General features: G+C 66.3%; 6 protein-coding genes. 4 read left to right on the plus strand and 2 right to left on the minus strand.

The genetic code is table 11. The features are described from left to right. The first annotated feature begins 228 nt into the window (after positions 1–228). Positions 229–1,305: a 4-hydroxyphenylpyruvate dioxygenase gene (gene hppD, locus LU671_RS18655; protein WP_232856509.1), complete on the plus strand. Its 1,077-nt coding sequence runs from the start codon at positions 229–231 to the stop codon at positions 1,303–1,305. Positions 1,306–1,398: 93 nt separating this feature from the next. Here hppD and LU671_RS18660 read toward each other — a convergent pair whose 3' ends face one another. Further along, positions 1,399–2,085, minus strand: a complete 687-nt coding sequence (locus LU671_RS18660; RefSeq protein ID WP_203647007.1) for a type 1 glutamine amidotransferase domain-containing protein — start codon at positions 2,083–2,085, stop codon at positions 1,399–1,401. A gap of 145 nt (positions 2,086–2,230) precedes the next feature. Here LU671_RS18660 and LU671_RS18665 point away from each other — a divergent pair, with 145 nt between their 5' ends. Next, entirely contained in the window at positions 2,231–2,680 is a 450-nt protein-coding gene (locus tag LU671_RS18665; RefSeq protein ID WP_232856510.1) for a nucleoside deaminase, read from the plus strand. A 67-nt stretch (positions 2,681–2,747) separates the two neighbouring features. After that, positions 2,748–4,733, plus strand: a complete 1,986-nt coding sequence (locus LU671_RS18670) for an ATP-binding protein (protein ID WP_442964140.1) — start codon at positions 2,748–2,750, stop codon at positions 4,731–4,733. Between the two features lie 9 nt (positions 4,734–4,742). Here LU671_RS18670 and LU671_RS18675 read toward each other — a convergent pair whose 3' ends face one another. Further along, entirely contained in the window at positions 4,743–5,798 is a 1,056-nt protein-coding gene (locus tag LU671_RS18675) for a tetratricopeptide repeat protein (protein WP_232856512.1), read from the minus strand. Positions 5,799–6,078: 280 nt separating this feature from the next. On the opposite strand from LU671_RS18675, the gene LU671_RS18680 reads away from it, so the two are divergent. Further along, positions 6,079–11,405: non-ribosomal peptide synthetase (locus LU671_RS18680; protein WP_232856513.1), on the plus strand; the 5,327-nt coding region annotated here is incomplete at its 3' end.

Raw genomic sequence — 11,405 nt, forward strand, 5'->3', positions numbered from 1 at the left:
AAATTTACGCACTGTAGAATCGGGTTACGAATACAACAATAAGGTTCTCCGCCTCCCGGGGAATCAAGCCCGCCGAGAATGGGTCCATATGACATACCATGGGTTCAAGCTGATCATTGGTGACTTCCTGGCCCGCAGCGTGCGCGGGATCCCCTGTTCACCACCACGCCATCTCCACATCCAAAGCCTGTAATCAACCGTTTTTCGCTTATAGATGAGGACACCCACATGGCAGATATCTTCGACAACCCGATGGGCCTGGAAGGCTTCGAATTCATCGAGCTCGCTTCGCCGGCTCCTGGCGTGCTGGAGCCGGTATTCCAGATTCTCGGCTTCACCAAGGTGGCCAGCCACCGCTCCAAGGACGTGCACCTGTATCGCCAGGGCGGCATCAACCTGATCCTCAACAACGAGCCCAAGAGCATCGCCTCGTACTTCGCCGCCGAGCACGGCCCGTCGGTGTGCGGCATGGCCTTCCGCGTGCGCAACGCCCATGAAGCCTACGCCCGCGCCCTGGAGCTGGGCGCCCAGCCGGTGGAAATCGAAACCGGCCCGATGGAACTGCGCCTGCCGGCGATCAAGGGTATCGGTGGCGCGCCGCTGTACCTGATCGACCGCTACGAGGAAGGCAGCTCGATCTACGATATCGACTTCAAGTTCATCGAAGGCGTGGACCGCAACCCGGTCGGCGCGGGCCTGAAGATCATTGACCACCTGACCCACAACGTCTATCGCGGACGCATGGCCTACTGGGCCAACTTCTATGAAAAGCTGTTCAACTTCCGCGAAATCCGCTACTTCGACATCAAGGGCGAGTACACCGGCCTGACCTCCAAGGCGATGACCGCGCCGGACGGCATGATCCGCATTCCGCTCAACGAGGAATCGTCGAAAGGGGCCGGACAGATCGAAGAGTTCCTGATGCAGTTCAACGGCGAAGGCATCCAGCACGTGGCCTTCCTCACCGACGACCTGCTCAAGACCTGGGACGCGCTCAAGGGCTTGGGCATGCGCTTCATGACCCCGCCGCCACAGACCTACTACGAGATGCTCGAGGAGCGCCTGCCGGGTCACGGCGAACCGGTCGACCAGCTGCAGGCCCGCGGCATCCTGCTCGATGGCGCCTCCGCGCCGGGCGACAAGCGCCTGCTGCTGCAGATCTTCTCGGAAACCCTGCTGGGCCCGGTGTTCTTCGAGTTCATCCAGCGCAAGGGTGATGACGGCTTCGGCGAAGGCAACTTCAAGGCGCTGTTCGAGTCGATCGAGCGTGACCAGGTGCGTCGCGGTGTGCTGAGCGTCGAATAACGCGCTTTGCCTGCAAGATCCATCGCGGGGCCAGCCCGCTCCCACGCCATGACGGTGTGGGAGCGGGCTGGCCCCGCGATGTTTTTGTGGCGGCTACCGGTTGCGCAAGTAGTGAATGACCGCGTCGGCCACCCCGGCGGTGGATGCTGGATTCTGCCCGGTGATCAGGCTGTCGTCCGCGACTACGAAGGACGCCCATGCATCGTCCGTACAGCTGTACTCGCCACCGCGGGCGACAAGTTCGTTTTCGGTCAGGAACGGTACCACCTTGTCCAGCTCGGCCAACTTCTCTTCGGTATTGGAGAAGCCGGTCACCCTACGTCCCTTGAGCAGTAGGCTGTTGTCGCTGAGCTTGATATTGAGCAGGCCCACCACGCCATGGCAGACCGCAGCGACCGCACCACCGCTTTCGTAGATGCGCCGTGCCAGCTCTTGCAGCGGTTGGTTGTCGGGGAAATCCCACATCACACCATGCCCGCCGGTGTAGTAGATCCCGCTGTACTGCTCTGCCTTGACCTGGCCAGGGCTAAGCGTGGCGCCCAGGCGATTCATGAAGGTCTTGTCGTTGTACCACTGCCAGTCCAGCTCCGGCGCCACGCGCAGGCTGTGCGGATCGATCGGCACATAGCCGCCCGCCGGGCTGACATAGTCGACGGAAAAACCCGCCTGCTGCACTTTGTCGATGAAGTGCACGGCCTCGCCCAGCCACAGTCCTGTGGCGCGCGGGATGGTGGGGTATTTGGCGGTATTGGTCAGCACGACCAGGAGCTTCTTGTTCATGTGTGCATGCCCGTCGAATCCATGGGAAAACGGTTGGCCAGCAAGATCCAAAGCCCTATGAGCATAGCCCGCGCCAGACAATGCGCCATGACCGGTGGGCGCTGTGCTAGTCTGCTGCAAAGTCGACGAACTACCGGGGAAAACCATGGACCAGGGCACTTCCGCTTTCCTGCAGGCCGCCATAGACGAAGCCCGCAAGGGGCTCGAGGAGGGGGGTATTCCGATTGGCTCGGTGCTGGTGCACGATGGCAAGATCATTGGCCGCGGCCATAATCGCCGAGTGCAGAACGACAGCGCCATCCTGCATGGCGAGATGGACGCCCTGGAAAATGCCGGCCGTCAGCCAGCCCGGGTGTACCAGGAGGCCACCCTCTACACCACCTTGTCGCCTTGCGCCATGTGCAGCGGCGCTATCCTGCTGTATGGCATCAAGCATGTGGTCATCGGTGAGAACACCACGTTCATGGGTGAGGAGCAACTGCTCGACAGCCGGGGTGTACGCCTGGAAGTACACGACGATGAGGCCTGCAAGGCGCTGATGCGCCGGTTCATCGACGAAAAACCCGAGCTGTGGGACGAAGATATTGGCCGCTGACCTGCATGCCGGCGAGGGCGAGATCCAGGTCATTCACCTGGCGCCGCCTTCCTCCCCGCTGGCCGCCATGGGCAAGCCCATCGCCGACTTCGACTGGTTCACGACCCCGCTGGGGCCGCTGGCGTCCTGGCCGCCCACCCTGCGGATCGCTGCCGACATGGTGCTGCTGTCACCGTTTCCCTGTGCGCTGGTCTGGGGGCCGGCGCTGACCGTGATTCACAACGAACCCTACCAGGCCCTGCTGGGCGGTGAGGGTGGCCATCAGGGGCGGTCCTTCGATGCACTCTGGGCGCAGAACTGGGAGGGCATGGGCGCGGCGGTGTTCAAGGTGCTGGAGGGGCAGGGCAGCTTGATCGAGGACGCGCCGTTACCTGTCAAGCGAGAGGGCTTTGCGGCGACGGCCTGGGTAACGGGTTGCTATTCACCTATCCGAAATGACCAGGGTGAGGTTGCCGGCTTCCTGCATGCCCTGATCGAGACCACCGCCAGTATCGAGACCGGGCGTGAGTGGCGTGAGCTGGCGCTGTCCTTCGAGGCGCGCCTGGAGCAGTACCTGAGCGATCCGCAACATACCTGGCAGCTGTCGCCCGACGTGATGCTGATGCTCGATGCCAACCTGCACGTGCGCTCGTCGAATCCGGCCTGGCATCGCTTGCTGGGCTGGGGCGAGGCATCGCATCTGCAGGTGACGTTGCCTGAACTGTTTCACCCTGCCGATCGCACCGAAGCCCAGCTTGCATTGAAGTCGCTGCTGCAGGGACAGGGCATGACGGCATTCGATGCTCGGGTCAGGCACAACGAAGGGCACTATTGCTGGTTCCGCTGGACCGGGGTTGCCGATCCGGCATTGCCCGCGCTGGTGGGAAGGGACCTCACCGCGGACCGCCAGGCGGTCCAACGCCTGGCCGAGGCGGCGGTGCGGGACGGCCAGCGTATGGAAACCGTGGTGAAGGTGGCGGGTGGCCTGGCGCATGAAATGAACAACGTGCTGTCCGGTGTCGGCAGTAGCCTCGAACTGCTCGAACGGCGCCTGGCCCAAGGGCGGATGGAGCGTGTCGAGGAGTATGTGCAGATGGCCCGGGAATGTGCCCAGCGCGCCATTGGCCTGACCCAGAACCTGCTGGCCTTCGCCCGTAGCCAGCCACTGTCGCCCTACCCACTGAACATCAATCACCTGCTGCGGGAGATGGAGCCTTTGTTGCGCCAGACCCTCGGCGCCGAAATGCACCTGGATTGGCAGCTGGATGTTGCGCCCTGGCTGTTGCAGGTCGACTCCGATCAATTGCGCAACGCCCTCCTGCATCTTTGCAGCAATGCCCGGGATGCCTGTCTTGGCAAGGGCACCCTGACGATCAGCACTTCCAACGAACGCTTGGCGTCGGGTTGCGAGGGGCCGGCCAGTTTGCCGGCGGGCGACTACGTCACGTTGCAGATCGAGGACGATGGCCACGGCATGTCCCGGGAGGATGTGGCGAGGGCCTTCGAGCCGTTCTTCACCACCAAGCCGTTGGGGCAGGGGGCGGGCCTGGGGCTGCCCATGGTGCATGGTTTCGTGCGCCAGTCGGGGGGGCAGGCGTGGATCGAATCGACCTTGGATCAAGGGACGCGGGTGGTGCTGATGTTCCCGCGCCATTCGGGTGTGATGCCCGAGAGCATCGCCCCGCAAGCGTTGCCGGTTCAGGCCCGGGGCGAGCGGCTGCTGTTGGTCGATGACGAAGTCAACTTGCGCGGCCTGATGAAAGAGGCGTTGGTCGAATGCGGCTTCGAGGTGTGCGATGTGGCCGATGCCAATGGCGCACTGGGCGAGTTCCGGCATCGCGGCCCGTTCGACCTGGTGATCACCGATATTGGCTTGCCGGGAGGCTTCAGCGGGCGCCAGGTAGCCAAGGCGCTGCGGATGATGAAGCCGGAGCAGAAGATCCTGTTCATTACCGGCTTCACCAGCGACCCGGTCGAGCAGGCGTTGCTCGATGAGCCGGGCACGGCGTTGATGTTCAAGCCGTTCTCGCTGCAGACGCTGGTCGTGCAGATTCAGCGCATGTTGCAGGCCTGATAGGGGGGCTCAGAGCCCCTGCTGCAGGTAGGGGTCGTCCGGGTTCTGCCGTTCCAGTTCGGCCAGCAGGACCTGGACATTCTGCAGTTGGCCGGTTTCCTTCCAGTACTCGATCAGCAACACCCGCGCCCGGCGGTTGGCGGGCTGGCGGTTGAGCACGGTTTCCAGCTGCTTCTGCGCTGCATCTATTTGCTCAAGCTGGTGCAGGGTGACGGCCAGGGTATAGCGGTATTCGTTGTTTTCCGGTTCCAGCTCGACCGCGCGGGCCAAGGCCAGCAGGGCGTATTCCTGTTGCTCGTGGCGGGTCAGCCACAGCCCGAGTTCGTATTGCAGGAACGCCGAGTCGGGGCGCAGCGCCAAGGCCTTGGCCAGTACTTCGCGGGAGGCGTCGTGGTGGCCTTGCTGTTCCAGCAGGCGCACCTGGGTGGCCAAGGCGTCCAGCCCCTCGGGCGCCACCGCCAGGCTGCGTTGCAGGGCCCTGGTGGCCGCGTCGTAGGCTTGCTCATGCATGTACAGGCGGGCCAGGTGCACCTGGGCCGCGGCGTCGTCAGGCTGTTGTTCCAGGGTCTGCTCGTATTGCTCCAGGGCATCCTGCAAGGGGCCAAAGTACAGGCCGATGGCGTCGGGGTCGAGGCCCAGCAGCGCGTCTACCGCAGCGAAACGCACGCTTTGCTCGTCATCTTCCAGCAGCGGGCCCAGCACCAGGCTGCGCTGGGCGGCCGGCAGCAGGCGGCGGATGCTGGCGATGGCGGCGCGGCGGACCAGTGGGTCGGCGTGCTCCAGGTCTTGCTGGGCCAGCTTCAGTGCCTGTGGCGACGGATAATGGGGCAGTTCGGCGTACAGCGCGGCGCGGCGGATCGCTGGCAGGTCGTCGCGTTGCAGCTGCTGGTAGAGCACCCGGGCGGCGCCCGGCAGGCCGTCGTGGGCCTGGCGCAGGGCCTTGGCGTAGCTGTGCGGCGGCAGGCTGGGCGCCGCGGGCTGCTGGTCACGCCACAGGTAGCCGATCGCGATGGGCAGTACCAGTACAAGCAGCAGGGCGATCTGGATCAGGTGGCGTCGTTGCATCTGGCGGTCCGGGGTGGCGGTACCGCAGAGCTTGGGGCAGGCGGGGGGCAATTGCAATGATGGGGGCTCGCGGGGTGGCTGTTGGGTGTTTGGCGATGGTTTTGCAGCGCCTATGAGACCGAGCGCCGCCCGCGCGGCGCTCGATCTCACAGGCGCTGCAACTTTTCTGTCGAACACCCGACAGCTCCTGTCATTGTCCCCCCTTCCCATGTCAGCCCGCCCCACCTCGATCCATTAGCGTTCCGAGCATTTCCGACTGGCTAAAGCAGGATGCTTACCAATGCTCTTCAACGAACTCATGGCAGCGCTCTCCACCCGTGCGATCCGACTCCAGCGCGAGGAGGCCGACCTGATCGTCGAAGGCGATGAAGACACCCTCGATGACGCCCTGTGGGATGCATTGGCGGCCCACAAGCCGGCGCTGCTGGAGATGCTCGCCGGCCTGGACCACGGTTGGCTGAGCCCGGCGTTGCGCATTACCCCCGACATGCTGCCCCTGGCCGGCCTCGACCAGGCGGCCATCGACCGCATCGTCGCCACCTTGCCCGGCGGCGCGGCCAACCTGCAGGACATCTACCCGCTGGCACCGCTGCAGGAGGGCATGCTCTACCACCACCTCACGGCGGCCGAGGGCGACCCCTACGTGCTGCAGGCGCAGTTGCGCTTTGCCAGCCCCGCGCGCCTGCTGGCGTTCGCCGAGGCGCTCGACTGGGTGATCCAGCGCCACGACATCCTGCGCACGGCGCTGGCCTGGGAATACCTCGACCAGCCGCTGCAGGTGGTGTGGCGCAAGGCGCCGCTGGTCTGCGAGGCCGTCGAGCTGAACGACGACGGGGATGCGCTGGGACAGTTGCGCGAGCGCTTCGACACCCACCGCTATCGCATGGACCTGGGCCAGGCGCCGCTGTTGCGTCTGGTGCATGCCCAGGCCCGCGACGGCGAGGTTCTGGCCTTGCTGCTGTTCCATCACACCGTCATGGATCACACCGGGCTGGATATCGTACGCCGCGAGATCCAGGCCTACCTGGCGGGTGAGGGCGAGCGACTGCCGGTCCCGGTGCCGTTCCGCGACCTGCTGGCCAGAAGTCGGCAGGCCCAGGATGAACAGGCCCATGAGGCCTTCTTCGGCGCCATGCTCGCCGATATCGACGAGCCGACCCTGGCCTTTGGCGTCCAGGAGGTGGCCGGCCAGGCCATGGAGGAAGCCAGGCTGACCCTGGCTTCCGGCTTCAGCCAGCGCCTACGGGCCCAGGCCAGGCTGCTCGGGGTGAGCCCGGCCAGTATCATGCACCTGGGGCTGGCGCGCCTGCTGGGGGCGTTGTCTGGACGTGAGTCGGTGGTGTTCGGCAGTGTGCTGCTCGGGCGCATGGAGGCGGGTGAGGGCGCCGAACAGGCCCTGGGGATGTTCATCAACACCTTGCCGCTGCGCGTCGACCTGCGCGGGCAGGGCGTGCGTGAGGCGCTGTTGGTCACCCATCGGCAACTGACGGCGTTGCTCGGCCATGAGCAGGCGCCCCTGGCCCTGGCCCAGCGCTGCAGCGGCGTGCTGGCACCGACGCCGCTGTTCAACAGCATGCTCAACTACCGCCACAGTGCCGCGGGCGATGCGGCCGAGGTGATCGCGGTGGCGCCGGGCATCGATGTGGTGGGGGCCGAGGAACGCACCAACTACCCTTTGAGCCTGGCCGTCGACGACCTGGGCGAGGACCTGCGCCTGACGGTCCAGGCGCTCGCCGAGTGGGGCGCCGAGCGCGTGTGCGGGCAGTTGCGGCAAGTCTTCGAAGGGCTGGTGGAGGCGCTCGAGCAGCAGCCCGAGCGGCCTTTGCTGGACCTGCCGGTGCTGACGGTCGAGGAACGCCATCACCTGCTGGTGGACTGCAATGACACGGCGGTCGACCATGACCTGGACCTGCCGCTGCACGCCCTGTTCGAACACCAGGCGCAGCTGCGCCCCAGCGCCGTTGCGCTGGAGGCCGATGGCGAGAGACTGAGCTATCGCCAACTCGACGAGCAGGCTAACCGCCTGGCCCATCACCTGATCGAACTTGGGGTAAAACCTGACGACCGGGTGGCGATCTGCATCGAGCGCGGCGTGTCGATGGTGGTCGGCCTGCTGGCCATCCTCAAGGCGGGTGGCGCCTACGTGCCGCTCGATCCGGGTTACCCGGCCGGGCGCATCCGTCATATGCTCGAAGACAGCGCGCCGCTGGCGGTGCTGGTCCACAGCGCTACCCGCGAGGTAGCGGGCGAGGTGGCGGTACCGCAGGTCGACCTCGACCAGCCGACCTGGGAAGCCTTGCCGGCCACCCGCCCACGGGTGGCCGGGCTCACCCCACGGCACCTGGCCTATGTGATCTACACCTCTGGCTCCACCGGCACGCCCAAGGGGGTGATGGTCGAGCACCGCAGCGTGGTCAACCTGGTGCGCTGGGCCGCCGGGCTGTGCCCGACCAGCGCTGACGGCGCGCTGCTGCACAAGACGCCGATCAGTTTCGACGCCTCGGTGTGGGAGCTGTTCTGGCCGCTGGGCAGCGGGTTGCGCCTGGTGCTGGCGCGAGCGGACGGCCAGCGCGACGCGGATTATGTCGCACGGGAGATCATCGAACGGCAGGTCAGCGTGGTGCAGTTCGTGCCGGCGCTGTTGCAGCAGTTCGTCGAGCAGGCGCGCAGCGCGCAGTGCACGAGCCTGACCGATATCGTTTGCGGTGGCGGCGAGCTGACCGAGTCCTTGGCGCGCCAGGTGCGCGAGCGACTGCCGCAGGTGCGCCTGCACAACGTCTACGGACCCACCGAAACCACGGTCGACTGCACCGTCTTCACCCTGGAGCCCGGACAACCTGTGCCCCACGGCGCGCTGCCGATCGGCCGACCCATCGACAATACCCGCCTGTACGTCCTCGACGACGCCGACCAGCCGCTGCCGTGGGGCGTGGCCGGGCACTTGCACATCGGTGGCGCGGGGGTGGCGCGGGGCTATCTGGGGCTGGCCGGGCAGCAGGCCGAGCGCTTTATCGACAGTCCGTTCGTAGAGGGCGAGCGCCTGTACCGCAGCGGTGACCTGGTGCGTCAGCGCGCGGACGGGAACCTGGCGTTCATTGGCCGTAACGACCATCAGGTCAAGCTGCGCGGCCTGCGTATCGAACCGGGCGAGATCGAGGCCTGCCTGAACCGTCTGCCTGGCGTGCGCGAGGCGCTGGTGCTGGTTCACCAGCACCCGCACAGCGGCCCACGCCTGGTGGCCTACCACAGCGGTCAGGCCCAGGTCGCGCAAGGGCTGCGTGAGCATCTGCTGGGGCAATTGCCCGAGTACATGTTGCCGGCACTGTTCATCCACCTTGAGGCCATGCCGTTGACACCGAACGGCAAGGTCGACCGCAAGGCCCTGCCGGCGCCCGAGGCGCCGACGCGGCAGTACCAGGCACCCGAGGGGCCGGTCGAGACCGCCCTGGCGGCGATCTGGACTGACCTGCTCGGGGTCGAGGCGGTAGGCCGAGACGACAACTTCTTCGAGTTGGGCGGTCACTCGCTACTGGCGGTGCGTCTGGTCGAACGCATGCGCCAGCAGGCGCTGCAAGCCGATGTGCGGGTGCTGTTCAGCCAGCCTACCCTGGCAGCGCTGGCCGCATCGGTGGGCGGGCATGCGGCCGTCGCCGTGCCGGCCAACCGCATCCCCGCCGATTGCACGCGGATCACCCCGGATATGCTGCCCCTGGCCAGCCTCGACCAGGACGCCATCGATGCGCTGGTGCGGCAGATCCCCGGTGGCCTGGCCAATGTCCAGGATATCTACGGCCTGGCGCCGTTGCAGCAGGGCATTCTCTACCATCACCTGGCCAGTGAAGGCGCCGACCCCTATGTGGTGCAGGCGCGTTTCGCCTTTGCCGGGCAAGCCGAGCTGGACGCGTTCGTCGCGGCACTGAACCAGGTCATCGTCCGTCACGACATCCTGCGCACCAGCCTGCACTGGCAGGGCCTCGACGAGGCGGTGCAGGTGGTCTGGCGCGAGGCGCCGCTGGTGCCGAGCCCGGCGCTGGAGACGCTGCGGCTCGACCTGGGGCAGGCGCCACTGTTGCGCCTGAACAGCCAGGTCCAGGCCGGGCGCCTGGAGGCGACCCTGCTGCTGCACCATATCCTCCTCGACCACACTGCCGTGGAGCAACTGGTGGCCGAGATCGGTACCTTGCTGCAAGGGCAGACGGCGCTGCCGGACAGCGTGCCGTACCGCAACTATGTGGCCCAGGCGCGCCTGGGCGCCGATCCGCGGGCCGACGAGGCGCTGTTCCGCGAGCTGCTGGGCGATATCGATGCGCCGACCGAGGTGTTCGGATTGCGTGAGGCCGAGGTTGATACTCGCCAGGTCGGTGAAACCCGTCAGTCGTTGGAACCGGAACTGGGCGCACGCCTGCGTGGCCAGGCGAGGACGCTGGGGATCAGCGTGGCCAGCCTGGTGCACCAGGCCTGGGGCCAGGTGCTGGCGCAGTTGTCCGGCCGCGAGGAAGTGGTATTCGGCACCGTGCTGCTCGGTCGCCTGCAGGGCGGCGAGGGCGCCGACCGGGCGCTGGGCATGTTCATCAATACCTTGCCGCTGAGGGTCAGCGTGGGGGCTGCGGGCGTTGCCGATGGCGTGCGTCTGACCCATCAACGCCTGGCGCGCCTGCTGGCCCACGAACAGGCGTCCCTGGCCCTGGCCCAGCGTTGCAGTGGCGTGCCGGCGTCCCAGGCGCTGTTCACCAGCTTGTTGAACTATCGCCACAGTGCCGGCCAACCCGCCCAGGGGCCGGCTTGGGCCGGGATCGAGCTGCTGACCGCGCAGGAACGCAGCAATTATCCGCTGGTGGTCAGCGTCGACGATTACGGTAATGACTTCAGGTTGACGGTGCAGGTCGTGGCGCCAGTGGACGGTGGCCGGGTCTGTCAGCTGCTGCGCATGGCGCTGCTGCAACTGGTCACGGCGCTGGAACAGGCGCCGATGAGCGCCTTGCACAGCCTGCATCGCTTGCCGGAGGCGGAGCGTGAGCGCGTGGTGCAGCAGTTCAACGGCACGGCACGGGACTACCCGCGTGACCTGGCCGTGCACCGGTTGTTCGAAGCCCAGGCCGTGAATTCACCGGATGCACTGGCGGCAGTCCATGGTCAGCGTCGATGGACTTTTGCCCAGCTCGAGTCCCAGGCCAATCGTCTGGCCTATTACCTGCTTGAACAGGGCGTTCGGGCCGGTGACCGCGTGGCCTTGCTGCTGCCTCGCTCGTTCGATCTGCTGGCGGCCCAGCTGGCGGTGAGCAAATGCGCGGCGGTGTACGTGCCGCTGGACGGCAATGCGCCGGTCGAGCGTCAGGCGTTCATGGTGGCCGACAGCCAGGCGCGGTTGCTGCTGACCCACAGCGACCAGCCGCAAGCGGAGGGGGCGCGCCGGGTCGAACTCGACCGCCTCGACCTGAGCGGCTACGCGGATGCGCCGTTGGGCCTGGCGGTGGACGCCGGCAGCGCGGCGTACATCATGTACACCTCCGGTTCCACCGGTACACCGAAAGGCGTGCAGGTGCCGCACCGGGCCATCGCGCGCCTGGTGATCAACAACGGCTTTGCCGATTTCAACCGCCAGGACCG

Origin of the sequence: Pseudomonas sp. NMI760_13 (assembly GCF_021283245.1) — a bacterium.
Taxonomy (GTDB): Bacteria; Pseudomonadota; Gammaproteobacteria; order Pseudomonadales; family Pseudomonadaceae; genus Aquipseudomonas; species Aquipseudomonas peradeniyensis.

Bases quoted from the DNA above. Each gene is read 5' to 3' on its own strand.
- hppD (WP_232856509.1), top strand. From the start codon at position 229: ATGGCAGATATCTTCGACAACCCGATGGGCCTGGAAGGCTTCGAATTC.
- LU671_RS18660 (WP_203647007.1), bottom strand. From the start codon at position 2,085: ATGAACAAGAAGCTCCTGGTCGTGCTGACCAATACCGCCAAATACCCC.
- LU671_RS18665 (WP_232856510.1), top strand. From the start codon at position 2,231: ATGGACCAGGGCACTTCCGCTTTCCTGCAGGCCGCCATAGACGAAGCC.
- LU671_RS18670 (WP_442964140.1), top strand. From the start codon at position 2,748: ATGGGCAAGCCCATCGCCGACTTCGACTGGTTCACGACCCCGCTGGGG.
- LU671_RS18675 (WP_232856512.1), bottom strand. From the start codon at position 5,798: ATGCAACGACGCCACCTGATCCAGATCGCCCTGCTGCTTGTACTGGTA.